Genomic DNA, 22,141 nt, shown 5'->3' on the forward strand with positions numbered 1-22,141 from the left:
AGTTTAAGGGCGTCACGACCCTGTCCCGAAACGCGTTTCTCTGTAACGGTGTGGCCCCCGGTGACCTGCGCACGCCAGGCCTGCGTCAGGATGTCAGCACCACGTAAGCATCTGGAGGGGAACCCAGGAATGAGTCACAATCAGCCGGGCCCGTACGGCGGGCAGCCCCAGCAGCCCGGACCGTACGGCCAGCCGGGGCCGTACGGCCAGCAGCCGCCGCAGGCCCCCCAGCCCGGCTACGGCTACCCCCAGCAGACGCCCCCGCCCGCGCAGCCGGGCTACGGCTACCCGCCCCAGCCCCAGCAGGGCGGCGTCCCGCCGCAGCAGCCGCCGTTGTACGGCCAGCAGGCCCCGTACGGCCAGCAGCCTCCCTACGGCCAGCAGCCGTACGGCATGCCCCAGCCCCCGGCGCCGGGCGGCGGCAAGAAGAAGACGGGCCTGATCATCGGCGCGGTCGCTGTCGTGGCGGCGATCGGCGTGGGGGCGTACTTCGTGTTCGGCGGGGGCGGTGGCGCGGGCGGCTCGGACATCGCCGACGACGGCCCGCACAAGCTGACGACTCCGGCGACGGTGCTCGGTGACTACAAGAAGAGCGAGAGCGACAGCGGCACCATGGACGAGAGCGACCTGAAGGACGCCGAGTCCTGGGGGGTGAAGGACGCCCAGGACGTCAGCGCCTCCTACGCGACGGAGAACAAGGACAATCCGCTGGCCAGCAAGCAGATGATGTTCGCCGGTGTCTACGGCACGATCGACGACCCCGAGGCCGCCGTCGACGCGATGTTCGCCCACATGAAGAAGGAGAGCGAGAAGGGCGGCAGTGACGAGGACGTCACGCTGCAGGGCGACCCGAAGGAGTACAAGCCGGACTCCCTGGAGGGCGCCATCATCAAGTGCCAGGAGGCGGAGGTCGACAACTCCAACGGTGGCGCGAACGAGCCCAAGAAGATGAACATGACCTACTGCATCTGGGGTGACCACAGCACGTTGGGCTGGGTCATGCCGATGGAGCTCCTCGACATCGCGGCCGGCAAGAAGACCGATCCCGCCGAGGCTGCCGACCTCGCCGCCAAGCTCCGCGAGGAAGTCCGCGTCAAGGCCTGACGCCGCAGCGGCTACGCGGAAGGGGCCCGGTCGGTCGACCGGGCCCCTTCCGCATGCGCTTCGTACGGTGAGACGGCTACGCCGTCTTCTGCTCCCCCGAACCCCGCCCCCGCGAATCCCGCGGAATCAGCGTCGGGTTGACGTTGGAGAGGACCACGTCGGCGGTGATGACGACGCGGGCGACGTCCTTGCGGGAGGGGACCTCGTACATGACGCCCTGGAGGACTTCCTCCATGATGGCGCGCAGGCCGCGGGCGCCGGTCTGGCGGAGGATGGCCTGGTCGGCGATGGCCTCCAGGGCCTCGCGCTCGAAGTCCAGCTCGACGCCGTCGAGTTCGAAGAGGCGCTCGTACTGCTTGACGAGTGCGTTGCGCGGCTCGACCAGGATCTGGAGCAGGGCCTCGCGGTCGAGGTTGTGGACCGAGGTGATGACGGGGAGCCGGCCGATGAACTCGGGGATCATGCCGAACTTGACCAGGTCCTCGGGCATGACGGACTCGAACTGGTCCTTGGACTCCAGCTCCCGCTTGGAGCGGATCGTCGCGCCGAAGCCGATGCCCTTGGCGCCCGCCCGGCCCTCGATGATCTTCTCCAGGCCGGAGAAGGCGCCGCCCACGATGAACAGCACGTTCGTCGTGTCGATCTGGATGAACTCCTGGTGCGGGTGCTTGCGCCCGCCCTGCGGCGGGACCGAGGCCGTGGTGCCCTCGAGGATCTTCAGCAGGGCCTGCTGGACGCCTTCGCCGCTGACGTCTCGAGTGATCGACGGGTTTTCACTCTTCCGCGCGACCTTGTCGATCTCGTCGATGTAGATGATCCCGGTCTCGGCCTTCTTGACGTCGTAGTCCGCCGCCTGGATCAACTTGAGCAGGATGTTCTCGACGTCCTCGCCGACGTAACCGGCCTCGGTGAGCGCCGTGGCGTCGGCGATCGCGAAGGGGACGTTCAGCATGCGCGCCAGGGTCTGGGCGAGGAGGGTCTTGCCGGAGCCGGTGGGGCCCAGCAGCAGGATGTTGGACTTCGCCAACTCGATGGCGTCCTCGCGTCCTTGGGCGCCGCCGTTCTCGCCGGCCTGGACGCGCTTGTAGTGGTTGTACACCGCTACGGAGAGCGCCTTCTTGGCGGCTTCCTGGCCGACGACGTACCCGTCGAGGAACTCGTAGATCTCGCGGGGCTTGGGGAGCTCCTCCCAGCGCACCTCGCTGGTCTCCGCCAGCTCCTCCTCGATGATCTCGTTGCAGAGGTCGATGCACTCGTCGCAGATGTAGACACCGGGCCCTGCGATGAGCTTCTTGACCTGCTTCTGGCTCTTGCCGCAGAACGAGCACTTGAGCAGATCGCCGCCGTCACCGATGCGTGCCACGGTGTGCTTCCCCTTCGCCTGGGAGACTCCCGGACGTCGACGTCACGTCAACGTCCGGCGGACTCCTGGTGCTGCCTTATGTCCGACGGTACCTTGCCGGGCCCCCCGTCCGGGCCCCCCTTGGCACGGTTCACTTTGACGTGGACCGTGCCAAGGAGCAGCAGACGATACCCGCTCCGTGTCAGCGAACCGACTCGTTGTTCATCTTCCGGGTGGAGATGATCTGGTCGACCAGGCCGTAGGCCAGGGCGTCCTCGGCCGTGAGGATCTTGTCGCGCTCGATGTCGTCGCGGATCTTCTCGACCGGCGTGGTGGAGTGCTTGGCCAGCATGTCCTCCAGCTGGGCGCGCATCCGGAGGATCTCGTTGGCGGCGATCTCCAGGTCGGAGACCTGGCCGCGACCGGTCTCGCTGTACGGCTGGTGGATCAGCACGCGGGCGTTGGGCAGCGCCATGCGCTTGCCCGGCGTGCCGGCGGCCAGCAGGATCGCGGCGGCGGAGGCCGCCTGGCCCATGCAGACCGTCTGGATGTCGGGCTTCACGAACTGCATCGTGTCGTAGATGGCCGTGAGCGCCGTGAAGGAGCCGCCGGGGCTGTTGATGTAGATCGAGATGTCCCGGTCGGGGTCCATCGACTCCAGGCACAGCAGCTGCGCCATGACGTCGTTGGCGGAGGCGTCGTCGATCTGGACGCCGAGGAAGATCACCCGCTCCTCGAAGAGCTTCGCGTACGGGTCGTACTCGCGAACGCCCTGGGAGGTGCGCTCGACGAAGCGCGGGATCACGTAGCGGGACTCGGCGGAGGGGCCGGTGTACTCGGCACGCATGCGGTCGTGCAGGCCGCTGCCGGGGAAGTCGTTCACAGTGTCTCCTGGAAAGGGGCTGAGGCGGTCGGCTCGGGGCTGGCTGGGCGGGCGCGCCGGCCCGCGGGGGGCTCGGCTCGCTCCCGCGGGGCCCGGGACGCCCGGGAGGCCCGCGGTGAGCGGCTCAGGCCCCCGTGCCACCGCCGCCCGGCATGCCGGCGGCCGTGGGGATGACGTCGTCGATGAGGCCGTACTCCTTGGCCTCGAAGGCGTCGAACCAGCGGTCGCGGTCCGAGTCGCGGGTGATCTGCTCGATCGTCTGGCCGGTGTGCTGGGACGTCAGCTCCGCCATGCGCTTCTTGGTGTGCAGCAGCCGCTCGGCGTGGATCTTGATGTCCGAGGCCGAACCGGCCAGGCCGGCGGAGGGCTGGTGGATCAGGATCTCGGCGTTCGGGAGCGCGAAGCGCTTGCCCGGGGTGCCGGCGCTGAGCAGGAACTGACCCATCGAGGCCGCCAGGCCCATCGCGATCGTCACCACGTCGTTCTTGATGAACTGCATGGTGTCGTAGATCGCCATGCCGGCCGTGATCGAGCCGCCGGGGCTGTTGATGTAGAGGAAGATGTCCTTGTCCGGGTCGGCGGCAAGGAGCAGCAGCTGTGCGGTGATCTTGTTGGCGATGTCGTCGTCGACCGGCTGGCCGAGGAAGATGATCCGCTCGCCGAGCAGCCGGTTGTAGACCTGGTCGCCGAGGCCACCACCGATGGAGGGCTCGCCGGCGGCGGAGGGCATCAGATTCGTCACGTATCCACCTGCTCGTCTTACGACGGCGCCGGGCCGTCTCACGTGTTCTGCCGGGGCGCGGGGCCGTCCGGCCGGTTTCGGGGACTCCCCTGCCCTCGTATTCATGGACCCTAACGCGCAGGCCCTGCGGTGCCATCCCGGTTCCGCGGGTGTTCGCTGTGAGCGCATGTCGCTCCGCTGGGTGAGCGGGTGCGGCGCGCCGTGGCGAACGCCGGTCGGGCGGACTCGGGTGCTTCCGTGGCTGAGCGGGCAGTCCCCCGCGCCCCTTGGGGCGCAACCCGACGGGCCCCGAGAAGCGAACGCGTCTCGGGGCCCGTCGTTACGGCGTCACGGTTGCCGTGGGGCTCAGCCCTCGGTCTTCTCGTCGGCCTTCTCCTCGGCCTTGTCGTCACCGGACTCGGCGGACTCGGCGGCGGCCTCCGTGGCCTCCGTCTCCTCCTCCTCGTCCTCCAGGTCGACGACCTCGCCGTTGGTGTCCTTGACCGTGGCCTTCTCGACCACGACGGCCAGGGCCTTGCCGCGGGCGACCTCGCCGACGAGGAGCGGGACCTGGCCCTGCTCGACGACGGCCTGGGCGAACTGGTCGGGGGACATGCCGGAGGAGGCGGCACGGCGCATGAGGTGCTCGGTGAGCTCCTCCTGGCTGACGTTGAGCTTCTCCTGCTTGACCAGCTCGTCGAGGACGAACTGGGTCTTGATGCCCTTGACCGCGGCCTCGCGGGTCTCGGCCTCGAACTCCTCGACGGTCTTGCCCTGGAGTTCCAGGTACTTCTCGAGGTCCAGGCCCATCTGGCCGAGCTGGTGGTGCTCCAGGTTGTGCTTGCGGGTGTTGACCTCGTCCTCGAGGAGCTTCTCGGGGACGGGGACCTCGACCAGCTCGAGGAGCTTGTCGAGCACGCGCTCCTGGGCCTGCGTGGCCTGGTCGTACTGCTTGGTGTTGGCCAGGCGCTTGCGGCTGTCGGCCTGCAGCTCCTCCAGCGTGTCGAACTCCGACGCGAGCTGCGCGAAGTCGTCGTCCAGCTCGGGCAGCTCGCGCTTGGCGACCTGGGTGACCTTGACGGTGACCTCGGCCTCCTTGCCGGCCGCCGAGCCGCCCTTGAGCTCGGAGGTGAAGGTGGCCTCGCCACCGGCCTCCACGCCCTTGACGGCGTCGTCGATGCCTTCCAGCAGCTCGCCGGAGCCGATGGTGTAGGAGACGCCGTCGGCGACGCCGTCCTCCAGGACCTCGCCGTCGACCTTGGCCTGCAGGTCGAGGGTGACGACGTCGCCGTCCTCGGCGGCACGTTCGACCGGGGAGGTGGAGGCGAAGCGCTCGCGCAGCTGCTCCACCGCCTTCTCGACGTCCTCGTCGCTGACCTCGACGGCGTCGACCTCGACCTCGATGCCGGAGTAGTCCGGGATCTCGATGGCCGGGCGGATGTCGACCTCGGCGGTGAAGTTCAGCGTCTCGCCGTCCTTCAGCTCCGTGATGTCGACCTCGGGCTGGCCGAGCGGGTTCAGCTCGGCCTCGTTGACCGCGTCGGTGTAGAACTTCGGAAGCGCGTCGTTGACCGCCTCCTCCAGAACCGCACCGCGGCCGAACCGCTGGTCGATGACTCGGGCCGGGATCTTGCCCTTGCGGAAGCCCTTCACCGTGACCTGCTGGTTGATCTTCTTGTACGCCGCGTCGAGGCTGTCCTTGAGCTCCTCGAAGGGCACCTCGACAGTGAGCCGAACCCGGGTCGGGTTCAGGGTCTCCACGGCGCTCTTCACGGTTCGGTCTCCTTGGTGGCTGACTTCTTGGGTTCTGCCGGAGCCAGAGCGGCATCCGGCAAATTTCGCCGCCCGGAGACTTCAGACGCTGAGACACACGGGCGTGCAGCTTGCATAGTAACGGCAGCGACTACACGGCCCAAAAGGCGATCATCATCAGCGACCGCGGTCTCGGTGGTTGGTCGGGGTGGCGGGATTTGAACCCACGGCCTTCCGCTCCCAAAGCGGACGCGCTACCAAGCTGCGCCACACCCCGTCTGGTGCGAGACGTAGGGTACATGCCGCCAGGCGTCGGGGACCGCCGAGTTTCCCGAGCGTCCGTGAAGGTCCGGCGCGGACCGGAAGGGGTGTGCGGTGAGGGGGGACGACCCGCTACGATGCCTCCAGTGCCGCGGTCAGCGACCTGCGGCGCGCGCTGTGCGGGCGTAGCTCAATGGTAGAGCCCTAGTCTTCCAAACTAGCTACGCGGGTTCGATTCCCGTCGCCCGCTCCAGACGACTCAGGGCCAGGTCGGAGGATCATTCCTCCGCCTGGCCCTGATCGCACTCAAGGCCGCTTCGCCGGCCTTCGTTGCCGACAGCAGGCAGCCGGGCCGTGTCCGATGTGCCGAATCAGTACCTGATGCCACCTCGGCAGGCCTTTTACCGTGCTCACGACACGGGCACGAGGTGCGCTCCACGTGTGAGGCGTGGCACTCCGCCTCGGCGCCAACCGAAACGGGCGGTGAGAGTCCTGGACGGCGTAGCGAACGCAGGTGCCTCCAGCGCGCACCAGCGGAAAGGCGGCTTGGGGCCTCGCGCGTCCCTACTGGGGTCGCTGGTGCTCGCGCTGCTGCTGGGCGCGTTGTCGGCGCTGGTGATGCTTCCGGCGGCCCAGCACCTGCGCTCGCTCCAAGACGGCGAGCGGGCTCGTGCGACGTTGCATACGAGCGGCTCGTGCATGGCGGGCCACTGCCGGGTCGAGTTCGAGGCCGACGGTCGGACCGTGGTGGCGGATCTTCCGATAGGCAGCGGCGGCGGCAAGAGCTCTGTCGGCAGCCCACTGACCGTCCGGTACGAGGCGGACGATCCGCAGACAGTCGCCCGTGAAGAGGACGTCGGGGGCGGCGGGGCAGCCGTACTGGCGGTGCTGTCGGGCGGGGGCGCGCTGCTCTTCCTGATGATCTCGGTCACCGCGGCCGTATTCGTGGTGCGGCAGCGGCTCGCGGGCCTGAGCGCTGACAGGCGCCAGAGGGATCCCCGGGCTAGAACTGGATGGAGTTGAGCGTCTCCGCTATCGAGTCCAGGAACCGCTGGATGTCGTCGGCCATGCCCGTCGAGGCCAGGAAGAAGCCGAAGAGGACCGCGACGATCGCCGGGCCCGCCTTGATGGAGCCTCCTCGCAGCAGCACCACCAGGATGATTGCCAACAGCAGCACCACTGACAGCGAAATGGCCACAACTGATCACACCCTAGGTCGGTCCGCTCTCCCGGCCCGGAGGTGCAGCCCAGCACACCCCCGCCAGAACCATCGTGCCACCAACCGGGCCCCGCTATGCGGCGGGTGACACATCGTCCGGCCGGCTCCCGGGGCGGCACACCTTCCCCGCGCGCGGACGCAGCCAACCATCGCACTCCGTACAGAAATTCGACATGGCACCCGTGTGGGGAATTCCGGCCGCTTCGTTTCGATGCCCACACAACGCGTTCGCAGATATTTCGAATTTTCGCGGGACGCACATCGACGAGCACTCCACAGGGAGTTCACAGGGTCGTCGACGACCTACGTAAGCGCAGTGAAGGGGACATTCCAGCGGAGTCGCCCTCCGGCCTTATGCACTGTTTAGTCATGACGAGTCGTGACAAGTGGGGTGGCCAGGGAGCTGTTTGCGGGCATGGCAACGCACCGCGGTGTGGGAGCCGTCACGCGAACGGAGAGGCCGAGTTCCCCGAAATACCGGGTACTCGCGAAGCGCTCCGGAGGCGAATGCAGGAATGACGTCGAGGGTTTTACGGAAACGCAGGGAGAACGCTAGGGTGCCTCAGATGTTCTACGCTGCCTCGTCCCCCAACAGAGCAGCGAGGTCCTGCGACGACCCGCCGAGTTTCTGGCGGGGGGTTGCATGACGAGCTCGCTGCGACCGCACGGCGACCGGAAGTCGCCGTACCGCTCGGACCAGCAGGCACCGAACCAGCAGACACAGCCGAGTCGGCAGCGCGACGCGTTCTTCGACAACGCCAAGTACCTGGCGATCGTGCTGGTCGGTGTGGGTCACGCCTGGGGACAGATCCTGGACGGGAACCGGACCGTCGAGACCCTGTACCGGGTCCTGTACACGTTCCACATGCCGGCGTTCATCATCATCTCCGGCTACTTCTCGCGCAGTTTCGATCTGAGCCCCAAGCGCGTCAAACGGCTGATCACCGGTGTCGCCGTCCCGTACCTCGTCTTCGAGGTCGCCTACGCGCTGCACCGCCGCGTCAGCGAGGACCCGGCCAACGACATCAGCCTGCTGGATCCCACGTACCTTCTGTGGTTCCTGTGCGCGCTGTTCGTCTGGCGGCTGACCACCCCCATCTGGCAGACGGTCCGCTGGCCGCTGCCGATCGCGCTGGGCATCGCCGCGCTGGCCTCCGTGACGCCCACGGTCGGCAACGACCTGAACATGCAGCGGGTGCTGCAGTTCCTGCCGTGCTTCGTGCTGGGCCTGGTGCTGCGCCCCGAGCACTTCCAGCTGGTGCGGCGCCGCTCGGCGCGGATCCTGTCCGTGCCGGTGGCCGCGGCGGCGGTGGCCGTCGCCTGGTGGTCGGTGCCGCGCATGGAGACCGGCTGGTTCTACCGCAACGCCGCCGTGCAGGACACGGGCGCCCCCTGGTGGACCGGGCCCGTGCTGACGCTCGCCCTCTTCGGCTGCTCGCTGGTGCTGTCCGCGTGCTTCTTCGCCTGGGTGCCGGGCCGGCGCATGTGGTTCACGGCGCTCGGTGCGGGCACGATCTACGGCTACCTGGTGCACGGCTTCCTGGTGAAGGAGGGCAGCTACGCCGGCTGGTTCTCCCACCCCGTGCTGGACTCGCCGCTCGGTGAGATCGCACTCACCGTCCTGGGAGCCGCCGTCATCACCCTGCTGTGCACCAAACCCGTCCAGCGGGTCCTGCGGTGCGTGGTGGAGCCGAGGATGGAGTGGCTCTTCAAGCGGGATCCGGGCGAGGCCGCCCGGGGTCGCGCGAGGCAGGAGAAGGCGGAGAGGACAGAGGTGCGCGAGGCGCGTGCGCCGAGCGAGACCGGCGAGAAGGTCTCCGTCTGAAGCCGGCTTTCCGCTTCAGGCGCCCTCATCCCGACCGACCAGACCGAGAAGTGCGCGCATCCGTGCGTACTTCTCGGTCAGTCGTGTGCGGGTGGCCGTGTCCAGGGCCGCGAGCCGCGCCGGGTCGGCGTTGTGTGCCAGGTCCGCCTCCTTGACCAGCGGTGCGCCGGGCGTGGCGAGGATGCGCGCGGCGTACGCCTCGGGCGGCTCGCCGGCCCGCTTGGTGAGGGTGAGGACGATGTCCTTGGTACGGCGGCTCAGCGCGGCCTCGCGCAGCCATCGCTCGGACAGCGCGTCGTCCTCGACGGCGTCGTGCAGCCAGGCCGCCGCGATCTGCTCGTCGTCCCCGCCGCGCCGCCGCACGCCCTCGGCGACGGCCCGCAGATGTTCGGCGTACGGCCGCCCCGCCTTGTCGGTCTGTCCGGCGTGGGCGGCGCGGGCCGTGGCCTCGATGTCCGCCAGGGAGAGCGGCGGTGCGGGCTCGGGAGTGGGTGGCGGGGTGTGGGACACGCCGTCCAGTGTGTCAGTCCGCCGCCGTCGGGGACTGGGCCGTAGCGCCCTCCCGGCAGATCAGCAGGAGCGCCCGGTCGTCGTTGACGTCCTTGGCGACCGCCTCGATCAGATGCCAGGCGGCGCCGTGGAAGCCGCCCGCGACATAGCGGTCGGCCTCGCCGGTGAGGCGGTCGATGCCCTCGGCGATGTCGCGGTCCGAGGTTTCCACCAGGCCGTCCGTGAACAGCATCAGCACGTCTCCGGGGCGCAGTGAGCCCTTCACCGGGTCGAACTGCGCGCCGTCGTACACACCCAGCAGGGGCCCCTCGGCCGTCTTCTCCTCCCAGCGGCCGGTGCCCGCGCTGAGCTGGAGGCCCGGCGGATGTCCGGCCGAGTACAGCTCGTAGTCGCCGGAGTCGAGGTCCAGTACGAGGTGGATGGAGGTGGCGAAGCCCTCGTCCCAGTCCTGGCGGAGCAGGTAGCCGTTGGCGGCCGGCAGGAAGGCGTGCGGGGGCAGGCTGCCCAGCAGTCCGCCGAACGCGCCCGACAGCAGCAGGGCGCGGGAGCCCGCGTCCATGCCCTTGCCGGACACGTCGGTGAGGACCACTTCGAGCGTCCGGCCGCCGTTGGTGCGGGCCGCGACGACGAAGTCGCCGGAGAAGGACTGGCCGCCGGCCGGGCGCAGCGCCATCTCCCGGTGCCAGCCCGGCGGCAGCTTGGGCAGCTTGCTCTGGACCCGGATGCGTTCGCGCAGGTCGAAGAGCATGGTGCCGCCGCGCCGCCAGGGCACGCCGACCCGGCTGCGGAACTGGGCGACCAGCAGTCCGAAGAAGCCGCAGGCCGCGACGACCAGGACCACGCCGGGGGTGACCCGGGAGGGGCCCTCGGTGTACGGGCCCAGTTGCACCGACTCCACGATCAGCGCCGTGGCCGCCGCCGCGTACAGACCGAGCAGGCTCGCCGGGCGCAGCAGCAGACCGCCCGCGACAATGGGCAGGACCAGTGCGGAGGGGGCGCACCACACCGAGTTCATCATCGTGGTGGCCGCGATGACGGGGATCGTCAGCAGCAGTCCGGCCAGGGCGATCCAGTCCGAGCCGTCGCCGCGGAAGTAGTCGACGGCGGATCGGCGCATGCCGACGCGGGCCCGGTGCCACTGCTTCTTCCACCGGGCCGTGAACGTGTCGGCTTCCGCGCGCCGCTGTCGTCCTGCTGCCATTAGTTCGGGACCCTATCCATCGGACCGGCCGCTTGGCACGGGAGGTCCTGCTTGTCCCCCGTCCGAGGCCCGACTTCACAGTGAACTTCACGAACGGCCGTCGCGCCGCAACCTGGCGGAAATTGTCTCGCCCGGCCCGCGCGGCCCTGGTACGCATGGTCCATGGGACGTTCCACGGGAAACGGCGACGACGACCTGACGACCGAGTTGCGGGTACTGCGGCAGGACGAGTGGGACAAGTGGTACGGGACGCTGATCCGTGCCTTCAGCGGGGTCCCGGAGTCGGCCGAGGAGTTGGAGCTGTTCCACGCCCTGACCGAGGTCGACCGCTCGCTCGGCGTCTGGGAGGGCGACGACTGCGTCGGCACGGCGGGGGCGTTCAGCTTCCGGATGACCGTGCCGGGCGGTACGGAGGTGGCCGCGGCGGGCGTGACGATGGTGAGCGTCGCCGCCACGCACCGGCGCCGGGGTGTGCTGACGTCGATGATGCGGCGGCAGTTGGACGACGTACGGTCCTGGGGCGAGCCGCTGGCCGTGCTGACGGCCTCCGAACCGGCGATCTACGGCAGGTTCGGGTACGGCGCCGCGAGCTTCCAGGTCAACGCGGAGATCGACACGAACCGGGTCCGGCTGTCCGTGCCGGACGGCACGGATGACGTACGGCTTCGGTACGCGGCGCCCGCGGACGTACTCGACGCGTGCGAGGCGGTGTACGCGCGACTGGTGCCCACCCGGCCCGGGATGCTGGCCCGGCGGCCCGGCTGGGAGCGGTTGGGGCTGCTGGACCCGGAGAGCGAGCGGGAGGGGGCGTCGCCGCTGCAGTGCGTGGTCGCCCGGCGGGACGGCGAGGTCACCGGGTACGCGCGGTTCCGGGTGCGGCCGGCCTGGGGGAACGAGGGGCCGGGCGGCACGGTGGTCGTGGAGGACCTGGCCGGGCTGGACCCGGCGACCGAGGCGGCGCTGTGGCGGTTCCTGTTCGACATCGACCTGACGTCGTCGCTGACCGCGCGCGGGCGGCCGGTCGACGAGGCGTGGCGGCACCAGGTGTCGGACATCCGGCGGTGCCGGCCGGTGCTGCGGGACGCCTTGTACGTGCGGCTGGTGGACGTGGGGGCCGCGCTGGCGGCGCGGACGTACCAGACGCCGGTGGACGTGGTGTTCGAGGTCGAGGACGCCTTCTGCCCCTGGAACGCGGGGCGTTGGCGGTTGACCGGGGACGCGAAGGGGGCGTCCTGTGAGCGGACGTCCGACGCGGCGGACCTCGCCCTGACGGTACGGGAGTTGGGGGCGGCGTACCTCGGAGGCGTGAGCCTGGCCTCGCTGGGCGCGGCCGGGCGGGTGCGTGAGGTGCGGCGGGGTGCGCTGGCGGAGGCGTCGGTGGGGTTCGGGTCGGACGTCGCGCCGTGGTTGCCGCACGGGTTCTGACGGGGACGCCCTAGCGCCGCTGGCAGGTGGGGCACCAGAAGAGGTTGCGGGCGGCGAGGTCCGCGGTGCGGATCGCGTCGCCGCAGAGGTGGCAGGACTGGTTGGCCCGGCGGTAGACGTAGACCTCGCCACCGTGGTCGTCGACGCGGGGCGGGCGGCCCATGGCCTCGGGGGTGTGTTCCGGGCGGACGGTGTCGATGCGGTTGTTCCTGACGCCCTCGCGCATGAGGTCGGTGAGGTCGTGCCAGATCGTGTCCCACTCGGTGGGGGTGAGGTCCCTGCCGGGGCGGTACGGGTCGATGCCGTGGCGGAAGAGGACCTCGGCGCGGTAGACGTTGCCGACGCCGGCGATGACCTTCTGGTCCATGAGCAGGGCGGCGATGGTGGAGCGGCTGCGGGAGACGCGGCGGTACGCGGCCCCGGGGTCGGCGTCCGGGCGCAGGGGGTCGGGCCCCAGGCGGTCGTGTATCGCCTGCTTCTCAGGGTCCGTGATCAGGGCGCAGGTGGTGGGGCCGCGGAGGTCGACGTAGGCGGTCTCGTTGACGAGGCGGAGGCGGACGGTGTCCGTGGGCGGGGGCGCGGGGGTTTCTCCGAAGGTGACCTTGCCGAAGAGGCCGAGGTGGATGTGGACCCACTCGGCGGGCTCGGCGGCGCCGAAGCCGAGGAAGAGGTGTTTGCCGTGGGCCTCGGTGCGGGTGAGGGGGGTGCCGGTGAGGAGGGCGGCGGCGTCGGCGAACTTGCCCTGGGGGCTGGTGACGTGGACTGCCGTCCGGGCGAAGGCGGCGGCGTAGTCCTGGGCCAGCCGGTGGATGGTGTGCCCCTCTGGCACGTTGTAGTCCTTTCCTTGCCTTGGCCCACCCGCCCACTCGACGCGGTAGGTCGACAGGCGGGACTCGCCCCGGGGCTCCGCCCCGGCGCCGCGCGTCATCCTGGCCCCGGGCCGTGCCTTTCCCCGACGCACACGCACCGGGGACAGGCACCGTCGGAGGCGCCCCGCGCTACTGCTGCGGGTGGTGCGGCGGGATGGAGGGAAGGTCGCCCGTCGTCTCGTAGGACGTGAGCATGTCGATGCGGCGGATGTGGCGTTCGTCGCCGGAGAACGGGGTGGCGAGGAAGGTCTCGACGAACTTCGTCGCCTCCTCCCGCGTGTGCATGCGGGCGCCGACCGCGACGACGTTGGCGTCGTTGTGCTGGCGGCCGAGGGAGGCCGTCTCCTCGCTCCAGGCCAGCGCCGCGCGCACGCCCTTCACCTTGTTCGCGGCGATCTGCTCGCCGTTGCCGGAGCCGCCGATCACGATGCCGAGGGCGTCGGGGTCGGCGGCCGTCCGCTCCGCGGCGCGGAGGCAGAAGGGCGGGTAGTCGTCCTGGGCGTCGTAGATGTGCGGGCCGCAGTCGACGGGGTCGTGGCCCGCCGCCTTGAGCCACTCGACGAGGTGGTTCTTGAGTTCGTAGCCCGCATGGTCGGAGCCGAGATACACGCGCATGGGTTGAGTGTGACACGCGGGTCATGGGGCGGCGCCGTCGGGTGTCGGGTCTGAAAAGGGTGGGTGAAACAATGGAAGCTCAGGCAAAGCTCAAGTAAAGATCGAGAATCAAAGGTTCCCGATTTCTTTCACCTCCGTTTCACTGGTCCGGCTCGTACACCGCTCGTACGGGAAACTGCTCGACCGGCGCAAAGGAAAACCCTCCATGACTTCGCAGCCGACCCTGACGAAGCCCGAGAACGGGCCCGATCGCCCCGGAGAACCCGGATCCGGGCTCCAGGCCGGGCTCAAGAACCGCCATCTTTCGATGATCGCGATCGGCGGTGTCATCGGGGCCGGGCTGTTCGTGGGATCCAGTTCGGGCATCGCCACCGCCGGGCCCGGCATCCTTCTCTCGTACGCCCTCGTCGGCACCCTCGTGGTGCTGGTGATGCGGATGCTCGGGGAGATGTCCGCGGCCAACCCCACCTCGGGTTCCTTCTCCGCACACGCCGACCGGGCGCTCGGGCCCTGGGCCGGGTTCTCCATCGGCTGGCTGTACTGGTTCTTCTGGGTCGTGGTGCTGGCGGTGGAGGCGACCGCGGGGGCCAAGATCCTCGAAGGGTGGATACCGGCCGTGCCGCAGTGGGGGTGGGCGCTGATCGTGATGGTCGTGCTGACCGCCACCAACCTCGCCTCGGTCGGCTCCTACGGCGAGTTCGAGTTCTGGTTCGCCGGGATCAAGGTCGTCGCGATCGCCGCGTTCATCGTCGTCGGCGGGCTGGCCGTCTTCGGGTTGCTGCCCGGCGTCGACAGCGAGCAGGCGGGGCTGGCCAATCTGACGGAGCACGGCGGATTCCTGCCGAACGGGGCGGGGGCGATCCTGACCGGTGTGCTGCTCGTCGTCTTCTCGTTCATGGGCAGTGAAATCCCCACCCTGGCCGCCGGCGAGTCCGAGGACCCGCAGCGGGCCGTCACCAAGGCGACCAACAGCATCATCTGGCGTATCGCCGTCTTCTACCTCGGTTCGATCTTCGTCGTCGTCGCGCTGCTGCCCTGGGACTCGCAGTCGATCATCGACCAGGGCTCCTACGTGGCCGCCCTCGACTCGCTCGGGATCGCGAACGCCGGTCAGATCATGAACTTCATCGTGCTGACGTCCGTGCTGTCCTGTCTGAACTCCGGGCTGTACACGGCCTCGCGCATGGCCTTCTCGCTCGGTGAGCGCGGTGACGCGCCGAAGGCGTTCGCCCGGACCACCCGGCGCGGTGTGCCGCGCACGGCGATCCTCGTGTCCGTGGTGTTCGGATTCGTCGCCGTGTTCTTCAACTACGAGTTCCCCGACTCCGTCTTCCTCTTCCTCGTCAACTCCTCCGGCGCCGTGGCCCTCTTCGTGTGGCTGGTGATCTGCTTCTCGCAGCTGCGGATGCGGAAGATCATCCAGGCGGAGGCGCCGGAGAAGCTGGTGGTGCGGATGTGGCTGTTCCCGTACCTGACCTGGGCGGCCGCCGCCGTGATCGTCTTCGTGCTCGGCTACATGCTGACCGACACCGAGCACAACGGGCGCACGACCGTGCTGCTGTCGCTGCTCGTGGCGGCGCTCGTCCTCGCCGTCGCCTTCGGCAAGCAGAAGGCCGTCGCGCGGAAGGCCACCGAGCAGAAGGCCGCCGAGCACTAGGCCGCCGCGCGGCAGGCCGTTTCGCCGGGAAAAGCTGACGGCCGCTGTCAGGTAATGCGTTCACGATGCCGTTCATGGACTTCGTGAACGAACTCAAGAGCACCGACGGCCCGCTCGTCCTCCGTCCCGGTGATCCGGGATACGAGGACGAGCTCGCCGGTTTCCAGACCGGGTTCGCCCCGCGCCCCGACGCCGTGTTCGCCGCGTCCTCGGCCGCCGACGTGGCCGCGGCCGTGCGGTACGCGGCGCAGCGGGGCCTGCCGGTCCGCGTCCAGGCCACCGGGCACGGGCTGCCCGGGCCGTCCGAGGGCGGGGTCCTGATCACCACGCGGCGCATGGACGGGGTGAGCGTCGACCCCGTCGCCCGCACCGCCCGGCTCGGGGCCGGCGTGCGCTGGGGGCAGGCGGTCACGGCCGCCGCGCCGCACGGGCTGGCGCCCCTCAACGGTTCCGCGCCGTCCGTCGGCGCCGTGGGATACGTCCTGGGCGGCGGCCTCAGCATCCTGGCCCGGGAGTTCGGCTACGCGGCCGACCACGTCCGCTCCCTCGACGTCGTCACCGCCGACGGGCGGCTCCGGCACGTCACAGCGGAGTCGGAGCCCGACCTGTACTGGGCGCTGCTCGGCGGCGGGGGCGGCCTCGGGGTCGTCACCGGGCTGGAGACCGGCCTGGTGCCCGTCGCCTCGCTGTACGGCGGCTCGGTCTCCTTCGACGGGCGCCGGGTCGGCGCGGCGGCCGTACTGCGGGCCTGGGAGGAGTGGACGCGAACCGTTCCCGAGGGACTGACCTCGTCCTTCGCGGCCGTACCGTACCCGGACCTGCCGGCGCTGCCCCAGGCGTTGCGGGGGCGGTACGTGGTCTCCGTGCGGGTCGCGTACACCGGTGCCGACGGTGACCGGGTCGCCGCTCCGCTGCGGCGGATCGGGCCGACGCTCGCCGACTCGCTGCGACGGATGCCGTACACCGAGAGCCACACCGTCCACAGCGATCCGGACGTCCCGCACGCCTACTACGGGGAGGGCGCGGTGCTGCGCGAGCTGGACCTCGCCGGGGCCGGGGAGCTGCTCGCCCGTACCGGGCCGGACGCGGGCGGCGCCATGTGCGTCGTGCAGGTCAACCAGCTGGGCGGGGCGCTCGCCGCGAGCGGCGCGCCGAACTCGGTGCCGCACCGCGACGGGCGGTTCCTGGTGCGCCTGCTGGCCGTGGGAGACCGGACGGCGGCCCGGGAGCGGCTGGACGCCGCCTTCGCGCCGCTCGGCCCGGTGACGATCGGGCGCGCGCTCAACTTCGCCTTCGGCGCGGGAGACCGCACGGACGGCCTGTGGGACGCGGAGACGCGAAAGAGGCTCGCCCTGATCAGGTCGCGATACGACCCGGCGAGCCTCTTCGGCGGGAACTGAGGCGGTACTACCGCTTGTCGGCCAGCTTCCAGGCGGTGGGCAGCACGCCCATCGCCAGGGCGGCCTTCAGCGCGTCCCCGATCAGGAACGGGGTGAGGCCGGCCGCGATCGCCGCGGTGAGGGACATGTCGGCGGCGAGGGCCAGGTACGGGACGCCGACGGCGTAGATGATCGCCTCGCCGAGCAGCATCGTGCCGGCCATGCGGAGCATCGAGCGGTCGGCGCCGCGGCGGGCCAGGGCGCCCACGACGGTGGCGGCGAGCAGCATGCCGAAGACGTAGCCGAGGGACGGGGCGCCGGTGCCGGAGCCGCCCTCCGCGAACCACGGCACGCCCGCCATGCCGACCAGCGCGTACAGCGCGAGCGAGAGGAGGCCGCGGCGGGCGCCGAGCGAGGTGCCGACGAGCAGCGCCGCGAAGGTCTGGCCGGTCACCGGCACCGGGGAGCCCGGCACGGGCACCGCGATCTGGGCCGCCACGCCGGTGAGCACGGCACCGCCGGCGACGAGCGCGACGTCCCGGACACGGGAGGAGGGGATGAGGTCGGCGAGGACCTGCCCGGATCGGGCGGGGACGGCAGCGGTGCTCATGGGGACTCCGCGGTGGTGTGGACATGTCGGGACACCGCGACGCTATCCCAGCGGATCGGGCCGATCACCAGCAGCGCTCGACAAAGGCCTGATCGGCAGCTTGGTGGGCTCCCGACAAAGACGGGGGGATACACGTGGTTCCGCGTGACACCGGTCACCGAGGAGGGGAGGTGAGCGTCACCCGGAAGCGGAACAATGCATTCGGACGATCACGTTCCGTATCGGCACCGTCCGCATCGTGGGCAACCGCTGTCGCCGGCCGGCGCGAGACCGGAGACTGTGGGCGTTTTTGCCCTGCCCCCGCCCTCCACGCATTGGACGAGCCGCCCCATGTCCAACAGCACCACCGCCAAGGCGCCGCCCGAGTCGGACGACGCCGCCCTCTCCCACGGCCTCAAGCAGCGCCACCTGTCGATGATCGCCCTCGGCGGGGTGATCGGCGCCGGGCTGTTCGTCGGCTCCGGAGCCGGCATCGCCGCCGCCGGGCCGTCGATCGTCGTCGCCTACACCCTCTCCGGCCTCCTCGTGATGCTGGTGATGCGGATGCTGGGCGAGATGTCGGCCGCGTATCCGTCGTCGGGTTCCTTCTCCGCGCACGCCGAGCGGGCGATCGGCCCCTGGGCCGGCTTCACCGCGGGCTGGGCGTTCTGGGTGCTGCTGTGCACGGCCGTCGGCCTGGAGGGCATCGGCGCCGCGGCGATCGTCCACGGCTGGCTGCCGGGCACGCCCGAGTGGGCGTGGGTGGCACTGTTCATGGTGGTGTTCTGCGGGACGAACCTGGCCGCCGTGAAGAACTTCGGCGAGTTCGAGTTCTGGTTCGCCGCCCTCAAGGTGGGCGCGATCTCGCTGTTCCTGGTGCTGGGCGTGCTGGCGATCGCCGGAGTCCTGCCGGGCGCCGACTCCCCCGGCACCTCGCACCTGAGCGACTTCCTGCCGAACGGCGGCGACGGCCTGATCATCGGCCTGCTCGCGTCGGTGTTCGCCTACGGCGGCCTGGAGACGGTGACCATCGCGGCGGCCGAGTCGGAGAACCCGGTCAAGGGCGTGGCGAGCGCCGTGCGGACGGCGATGTGGCGGATCGCGCTGTTCTACATCGGCTCGATGGCGGTCATCGTCACCCTGGTCCCCTGGGACTCCGCGGAGGTCGTCGAGAAGGGTCCGTACGTCGCCGCCCTCGACGAACTGGGCATCCCGGGCGCGGGCCAGCTCATGAACGTCGTCGTGCTGGTCGCCCTGCTGAGCGCGATGAACGCCAACATCTACGGCGCCTCCCGCATCGGCTACTCGCTGGTCGAGCGCGGCCAGGGCCCGAAGGCGCTGGGCCGGGTGTCGGGCGGGGTACCGCGGATCGCGGTGTTCGTCTCCTCCCTCTTCGGCTTCGGCTGCGTGCTGCTCAGCTACTGGCGGCCGGACGACGTCTTCTCCTGGCTGCTGAACATGATCGGCGCGGTCATCCTGGTCGTCTGGATCTTCATCGCCGCCTCCCAGCTGCGGCTGCGCCGCCGGCTGGACCGGGAGGCGCCCGAGAAGCTGGTCGTGCGCATGTGGGGCTTCCCGTACCTGACCTGGGTGGCGCTGGCGGGCATGGCCACGGTGTTCGTGCTGATGGCCCGGGAGCCGGACACGCGGGTGCAGCTGTACTCGACGGGCGCGATGACGCTGGTCCTGGCGGCCGTCGGCTACGCGTGGCAGCGCCGGCGGGCACGCGGCTAGAGCCACCGCCCTGCTTTTCGAGGGCCCTCGCACGGAGACGGTTCCGTGCGGGGGCCCTTTCGCGTGCCACGGCACGCCCGGCCATCCCTCGCGCCCCCGGAGGACTCTTGCTGCTAGTGTGCACTTGCAAGCCTTTTGCAATAAGAGGTCGGAGGGGATCCGCCATGTCCGTCTACACACTTCCTGAACTGCCGTACGACTACTCCGCGCTGGCCCCCGTGATCAGCCCCGAGATCATCGAGCTGCACCACGACAAGCACCACGCGGCCTATGTGAAGGGCGCCAACGACACGCTGGAGCAGCTCGCCGAGGCGCGCGACAAGGAGACGTGGGGATCGATCAACGGCCTGGAGAAGAACCTGGCCTTCCACCTCTCCGGGCACATCCTGCACTCGATCTACTGGCACAACATGACGGGCGACGGCGGCGGTGAACCACTGGCCGCCGACGGCGTGGGCGACCTCGCCGACGCGATCGCCGAGTCCTTCGGCTCCTTCGCCGGTTTCAAGGCGCAGCTCACCAAGGCCGCCGCGACCACCCAGGGCTCCGGCTGGGGTGTGCTGGCGTACGAACCGCTCAGCGGTCGCCTGATCGTCGAGCAGGTCTACGACCACCAGGGCAACGTCGGCCAGGGCGCCACGCCGATCCTGGTCTTCGACGCCTGGGAGCACGCCTTCTACCTCCAGTACAGGAACCAGAAGGTCGACTTCATCGACGCCATGTGGGCCGTCGTCAACTGGCAGGACGTGGCGAAGCGTTACGAGGCCGCCAAGTCCCGTACGAACACGCTGCTGCTGGCGCCGTGACCGGCTGAGTTCCCGAATCGTCCTGTCTCGTGATCGTCTTCTCACCCTTCACGGCGGCAGGCGGAATGAGGGAAGCCCCCGCGAGGACGTGACTCGCGGGGGCTTTCTGCCTGCGCACAGGCGCCCGAAGGGGGCGTCGTCAGGGCTTGCGGGCGAGGCCGCCGTGCTGGCCGATCGGCCGCGGGGCCGTGCCGTCCGGGGCCGGGTCCGGACGCCACAGCGGGACGGACACCAGGCCGGGTTCGACCAGGTCGAGCCCTTCGAAGTACGCCTCGATCTGCTCCACCGGGCGCAGGAAGTACGGGACGGCACCGGTCTCGTTGTAGCCGTCCTGGGCCGCCTCGTAGTCCGGGTCGGTGCCGCGCGAGCCGTCGTTGACGCACAGGTGGCTGCCGGAGGGCAGGCCGGCCATCAGACGGCGGACCAGGTCGCGTGCCTGGTCGTGGTCGGCGACGTGGCCGAGGATGCCGCTGAGGATGAGGGCGGTGGGCCGGGTCAGGTCGAGGGTGCGGCCGGCCGCCTCCAGGATGCGCTCCGGCTCGAAGAGGCTCATGTCCTCGTAGGCCGTGGTGCCCTCGGGGGTGGAGGTGAGCAGGGCGCGGGCGTGCGCGAGGACCAGCGGGTCGTTGTCGACGTAGACGATCCGCGCCTCGGGGGCGTGCCGCTGGGCGACCTCGTGGGTGTTGTCGACGGTCGGCAGCCCGGTGCCGACGTCCAGGAACTGGCGCACACCCGCCTCCAGCACCAGGTACCGGATGCCGCGGCCGAGGAAGGCGCGGCTGCTGCGGGCGATGGTGACGATGCCGGGGAAGACGGCCGTGTAGGCGTCGCCGGCCGCCTCGTCCACGGGGTAGTTGTCCTTGCCGCCCAGCCAGTAGTTCCAGATCCGGGCCGAGTGCGGCACAGAGGTGTCGATCTCCGTCATGGGGTCTCCGTCATGAGGTCTCCGTCATGGGCGCTGTACGCCGCCGAGGTCGTCGTGGTGAGCGTACGGCTCCGGGGGGCGGACCGCGCGCCCGGACCCCAATCGCCCGACCGGGGCGGCGTGTTCACCGGCGCGCCACCATGGCCACCACCGGCGCGCGTGCCCGCCCCGCGCGCCGTACGGACCCCTGTTCCTCCGGCCCCGCCTCTGGCGCGGTGCGCGGGCCACGCGCTGTACTGCCGTCCCGGGACCGGTGCCGGGTCGACGGCGTCCCGGTCCCACGGGCACCGCGGAGGAGCCGATGAGGAAGAGCCTGGCCTGCCCCACCTGCGGGGGGGGATGCAGGACTTCCGCCCGCTCGACGACGCCGAGAAGGCGGCCGTGAAGGAACAGCTGAAGATCCGTACGTGCACGACTACTGGCGCTGCGACGTCGCCGGCTGCGTGCGGTTCCAGCGCTGGGACAAGCAGCGCGACGGCGGTCTGCTGCCGGAGAGGTTCCGCGGGCAGGCCGCCGACGGGGAGAAGTAGCCCTGGTGACCCCTACAGGTTGCTGAAGTCCGGGCCCTTGGTGCGGGTGCGCTTGATCTCGTAGAAGCCGGGGACCGAGGCGACCGCGAGGGTGCCGTCCCAGAGCTTCGCGGCGTCCTCGCCCTTGGGGGCCGGGGTGACGACCGGCCCGAAGAAGGCGAGCTGCCCGCCGTCGGCGCCGGGGACGGCGATGACCGGGGTGCCGACCTCCTGGCCGACCTTGTCGATGCCCTCCTTGTGGGAGGCGCGCAGCTGGGGCTCGTAGGGCGTGGAGTCCCAGTGGTCCATGAGGGACTCGGGCAGGCCCACGTCCTTCAGGGCGGCGGCGACCGTCTCCTTCTCCGGGCCCTCGCCCTGGTTGTGGAAGCGGGTGCCGAGCGCCGTGTAGAGGTCGCCGAGCACCTCGGCGCCGTGCTCCTCCTGGGCGGCGATGACGATCCGGACCGGCCCCCAGGCCTTGGTCCGGAGCATCTCCCGGTACTCCTCGGGCAGCTCGTCGATCTTGTCCTCATTCAGGACGGCGAGGCTCATCACATGCCAGCGGACCTCGATGTCCCGGACCTTCTCCACCTCCAGGACCCAGCGGGAGGTCATCCAGGCCCAGGGGCACAGCGGGTCGAACCAGAAGTCGACGGGCGTCTTCTCCGACATGTCTCTCCTCATGAGGCGCCGAGCGTTTCTCCAGGCAACCCGCCGGCCGCTCCGGCCATTCCCGGCCCGCCCGGGCATTCCCGGCTGCCGCGCGTCAGGGCCGCATGGCAGGATCGGTGCTGTCCGCATACTGAACACCACCC

Annotated in this window: 21 protein-coding genes and 2 tRNA genes; 10 read left to right on the forward strand and 13 right to left on the reverse strand. The window is 70.3% G+C overall.

Annotated features, from left to right (window positions below):
* Window positions 1-129: 129 nt before the first annotated feature.
* On the forward strand, window positions 130-1,104 hold the full coding sequence (locus ACFW48_RS01965) for a hypothetical protein (RefSeq protein WP_386309486.1): 975 nt from the start codon (window positions 130-132) through the stop codon (window positions 1,102-1,104).
* A gap of 76 nt (window positions 1,105-1,180) precedes the next feature.
* Here ACFW48_RS01965 and clpX read toward each other — a convergent pair whose 3' ends face one another.
* The 5 genes from clpX to ACFW48_RS01990 form a co-directional block, all read right to left on the reverse strand.
* On the reverse strand, window positions 1,181-2,467 hold the full coding sequence (gene clpX / locus ACFW48_RS01970; RefSeq protein ID WP_386309487.1) for an ATP-dependent Clp protease ATP-binding subunit ClpX: 1,287 nt from the start codon (window positions 2,465-2,467) through the stop codon (window positions 1,181-1,183).
* A 181-nt stretch (window positions 2,468-2,648) separates the two neighbouring features.
* The gene (locus tag ACFW48_RS01975; RefSeq protein WP_386309490.1) at window positions 2,649-3,329 is read right to left on the reverse strand and encodes an ATP-dependent Clp protease proteolytic subunit; all 681 of its coding nucleotides are present in this window, start codon (window positions 3,327-3,329) and stop codon (window positions 2,649-2,651) included.
* A gap of 124 nt (window positions 3,330-3,453) precedes the next feature.
* Window positions 3,454-4,059, reverse strand: a complete 606-nt coding sequence (locus ACFW48_RS01980) for an ATP-dependent Clp protease proteolytic subunit (RefSeq protein ID WP_193776311.1) — start codon at window positions 4,057-4,059, stop codon at window positions 3,454-3,456.
* A gap of 357 nt (window positions 4,060-4,416) precedes the next feature.
* The gene (gene tig, locus ACFW48_RS01985; RefSeq protein ID WP_386309491.1) at window positions 4,417-5,823 is read right to left on the reverse strand and encodes a trigger factor; all 1,407 of its coding nucleotides are present in this window, start codon (window positions 5,821-5,823) and stop codon (window positions 4,417-4,419) included.
* Window positions 5,824-6,002: 179 nt separating this feature from the next.
* Window positions 6,003-6,079 (reverse strand) — tRNA-Pro (locus tag ACFW48_RS01990).
* Window positions 6,080-6,242: 163 nt separating this feature from the next.
* Here ACFW48_RS01990 and ACFW48_RS01995 point away from each other — a divergent pair.
* A tRNA-Gly gene (locus tag ACFW48_RS01995) sits at window positions 6,243-6,316 on the forward strand.
* Between the two features lie 326 nt (window positions 6,317-6,642).
* A complete protein-coding gene (locus ACFW48_RS02000; protein WP_386309493.1) occupies window positions 6,643-7,086 on the forward strand; it encodes a DUF3592 domain-containing protein in 444 nt (147 codons plus the stop codon).
* Here ACFW48_RS02000 and ACFW48_RS02005 read toward each other — a convergent pair.
* On the reverse strand, window positions 7,067-7,261 hold the full coding sequence (locus ACFW48_RS02005; RefSeq protein ID WP_055416925.1) for a hypothetical protein: 195 nt from the start codon (window positions 7,259-7,261) through the stop codon (window positions 7,067-7,069). The two genes, ACFW48_RS02000 and ACFW48_RS02005, sit on opposite strands and share 20 nt — an antisense overlap.
* Window positions 7,262-7,925: 664 nt before the next feature.
* Here ACFW48_RS02005 and ACFW48_RS02010 point away from each other — a divergent pair.
* Window positions 7,926-9,107, forward strand: coding sequence for an acyltransferase family protein (locus ACFW48_RS02010; RefSeq protein ID WP_386309496.1), 1,182 nt, complete (start codon window positions 7,926-7,928; stop codon window positions 9,105-9,107).
* A gap of 15 nt (window positions 9,108-9,122) precedes the next feature.
* On the opposite strand, the gene ACFW48_RS02015 is transcribed toward ACFW48_RS02010, so the two are convergent.
* Both ACFW48_RS02015 and ACFW48_RS02020 read right to left on the reverse strand, forming a co-directional pair.
* On the reverse strand, window positions 9,123-9,617 hold the full coding sequence (locus tag ACFW48_RS02015) for an HD domain-containing protein (protein WP_386309498.1): 495 nt from the start codon (window positions 9,615-9,617) through the stop codon (window positions 9,123-9,125).
* Between the two features lie 13 nt (window positions 9,618-9,630).
* Window positions 9,631-10,818, reverse strand: coding sequence for a PP2C family protein-serine/threonine phosphatase (locus tag ACFW48_RS02020; RefSeq protein ID WP_386309501.1), 1,188 nt, complete (start codon window positions 10,816-10,818; stop codon window positions 9,631-9,633).
* Window positions 10,819-10,980: 162 nt separating this feature from the next.
* On the opposite strand from ACFW48_RS02020, the gene ACFW48_RS02025 reads away from it, so the two are divergent.
* The gene (locus ACFW48_RS02025; protein WP_386309504.1) at window positions 10,981-12,243 is read left to right on the forward strand and encodes a GNAT family N-acetyltransferase; all 1,263 of its coding nucleotides are present in this window, start codon (window positions 10,981-10,983) and stop codon (window positions 12,241-12,243) included.
* A 10-nt stretch (window positions 12,244-12,253) separates the two neighbouring features.
* On the opposite strand, the gene ACFW48_RS02030 is transcribed toward ACFW48_RS02025, so the two are convergent.
* Window positions 12,254-13,072 (reverse strand): Fpg/Nei family DNA glycosylase, encoded by an 819-nt coding sequence (locus ACFW48_RS02030; RefSeq protein WP_386309505.1) that lies wholly within the window; start codon window positions 13,070-13,072, stop codon window positions 12,254-12,256.
* A gap of 169 nt (window positions 13,073-13,241) precedes the next feature.
* The gene (locus ACFW48_RS02035) at window positions 13,242-13,727 is read right to left on the reverse strand and encodes a ribose-5-phosphate isomerase (RefSeq protein ID WP_386309507.1); all 486 of its coding nucleotides are present in this window, start codon (window positions 13,725-13,727) and stop codon (window positions 13,242-13,244) included.
* 205 nt (window positions 13,728-13,932) lie between these two features.
* Between ACFW48_RS02035 and ACFW48_RS02040 the strand changes: the two genes are divergently transcribed.
* Window positions 13,933-15,384: an amino acid permease gene (locus ACFW48_RS02040; protein ID WP_386309510.1), complete on the forward strand. Its 1,452-nt coding sequence runs from the start codon at window positions 13,933-13,935 to the stop codon at window positions 15,382-15,384.
* 74 nt (window positions 15,385-15,458) lie between these two features.
* Window positions 15,459-16,784, forward strand: a complete 1,326-nt coding sequence (locus tag ACFW48_RS02045; protein ID WP_386309512.1) for an FAD-binding oxidoreductase — start codon at window positions 15,459-15,461, stop codon at window positions 16,782-16,784.
* 7 nt (window positions 16,785-16,791) lie between these two features.
* On the opposite strand, the gene ACFW48_RS02050 is transcribed toward ACFW48_RS02045, so the two are convergent.
* The gene (locus ACFW48_RS02050) at window positions 16,792-17,373 is read right to left on the reverse strand and encodes a biotin transporter BioY (protein ID WP_386309514.1); all 582 of its coding nucleotides are present in this window, start codon (window positions 17,371-17,373) and stop codon (window positions 16,792-16,794) included.
* A 330-nt stretch (window positions 17,374-17,703) separates the two neighbouring features.
* Between ACFW48_RS02050 and ACFW48_RS02055 the strand changes: the two genes are divergently transcribed.
* Both ACFW48_RS02055 and ACFW48_RS02060 read left to right on the forward strand, forming a co-directional pair.
* Window positions 17,704-19,086, forward strand: a complete 1,383-nt coding sequence (locus tag ACFW48_RS02055) for an amino acid permease (protein WP_386309516.1) — start codon at window positions 17,704-17,706, stop codon at window positions 19,084-19,086.
* Window positions 19,087-19,250: 164 nt separating this feature from the next.
* Complete coding sequence (locus tag ACFW48_RS02060; RefSeq protein ID WP_386309519.1) at window positions 19,251-19,892, forward strand: superoxide dismutase; 642 nt, start codon at window positions 19,251-19,253, stop codon at window positions 19,890-19,892.
* Between the two features lie 139 nt (window positions 19,893-20,031).
* Here ACFW48_RS02060 and ACFW48_RS02065 read toward each other — a convergent pair whose 3' ends face one another.
* Window positions 20,032-20,817, reverse strand: a complete 786-nt coding sequence (locus ACFW48_RS02065) for an SAM-dependent methyltransferase (RefSeq protein WP_386309520.1) — start codon at window positions 20,815-20,817, stop codon at window positions 20,032-20,034.
* 407 nt (window positions 20,818-21,224) lie between these two features.
* Between ACFW48_RS02065 and ACFW48_RS02070 the strand changes: the two genes are divergently transcribed.
* Window positions 21,225-21,347, forward strand: coding sequence for a hypothetical protein (locus ACFW48_RS02070; RefSeq protein WP_386309522.1), 123 nt, complete (start codon window positions 21,225-21,227; stop codon window positions 21,345-21,347).
* A 12-nt stretch (window positions 21,348-21,359) separates the two neighbouring features.
* On the opposite strand, the gene ACFW48_RS02075 is transcribed toward ACFW48_RS02070, so the two are convergent.
* Window positions 21,360-21,998 carry a DsbA family protein gene (locus ACFW48_RS02075; RefSeq protein WP_386309525.1) on the reverse strand — a complete coding sequence of 213 codons (639 nt, stop codon included), beginning with the start codon at window positions 21,996-21,998 and terminating at the stop codon, window positions 21,360-21,362.
* Window positions 21,999-22,141 lie beyond the last annotated feature (143 nt).

The sequence above is a fragment of the Streptomyces sp. NPDC058812 genome, from assembly GCF_042744565.1.
GTDB lineage: Bacteria > Actinomycetota > Actinomycetes > Streptomycetales > Streptomycetaceae > Streptomyces > Streptomyces thinghirensis.

Bases quoted from the DNA above. Each gene is read 5' to 3' on its own strand.
- ACFW48_RS01965 (WP_386309486.1), top strand. From the start codon at position 130: ATGAGTCACAATCAGCCGGGCCCGTACGGCGGGCAGCCCCAGCAGCCC.
- ACFW48_RS01980 (WP_193776311.1), bottom strand. From the start codon at position 4,059: ATGCCCTCCGCCGCCGGCGAGCCCTCCATCGGTGGTGGCCTCGGCGAC.
- ACFW48_RS02010 (WP_386309496.1), top strand. From the start codon at position 7,926: ATGACGAGCTCGCTGCGACCGCACGGCGACCGGAAGTCGCCGTACCGC.
- ACFW48_RS02020 (WP_386309501.1), bottom strand. From the start codon at position 10,818: ATGGCAGCAGGACGACAGCGGCGCGCGGAAGCCGACACGTTCACGGCC.
- ACFW48_RS02025 (WP_386309504.1), top strand. From the start codon at position 10,981: ATGGGACGTTCCACGGGAAACGGCGACGACGACCTGACGACCGAGTTG.
- ACFW48_RS02035 (WP_386309507.1), bottom strand. From the start codon at position 13,727: ATGCGCGTGTATCTCGGCTCCGACCATGCGGGCTACGAACTCAAGAAC.
- ACFW48_RS02040 (WP_386309510.1), top strand. From the start codon at position 13,933: ATGACTTCGCAGCCGACCCTGACGAAGCCCGAGAACGGGCCCGATCGC.
- ACFW48_RS02045 (WP_386309512.1), top strand. From the start codon at position 15,459: ATGGACTTCGTGAACGAACTCAAGAGCACCGACGGCCCGCTCGTCCTC.
- ACFW48_RS02050 (WP_386309514.1), bottom strand. From the start codon at position 17,373: ATGAGCACCGCTGCCGTCCCCGCCCGATCCGGGCAGGTCCTCGCCGAC.
- ACFW48_RS02055 (WP_386309516.1), top strand. From the start codon at position 17,704: ATGTCCAACAGCACCACCGCCAAGGCGCCGCCCGAGTCGGACGACGCC.
- ACFW48_RS02060 (WP_386309519.1), top strand. From the start codon at position 19,251: ATGTCCGTCTACACACTTCCTGAACTGCCGTACGACTACTCCGCGCTG.
- ACFW48_RS02065 (WP_386309520.1), bottom strand. From the start codon at position 20,817: ATGACGGAGATCGACACCTCTGTGCCGCACTCGGCCCGGATCTGGAAC.
- ACFW48_RS02075 (WP_386309525.1), bottom strand. From the start codon at position 21,998: ATGTCGGAGAAGACGCCCGTCGACTTCTGGTTCGACCCGCTGTGCCCC.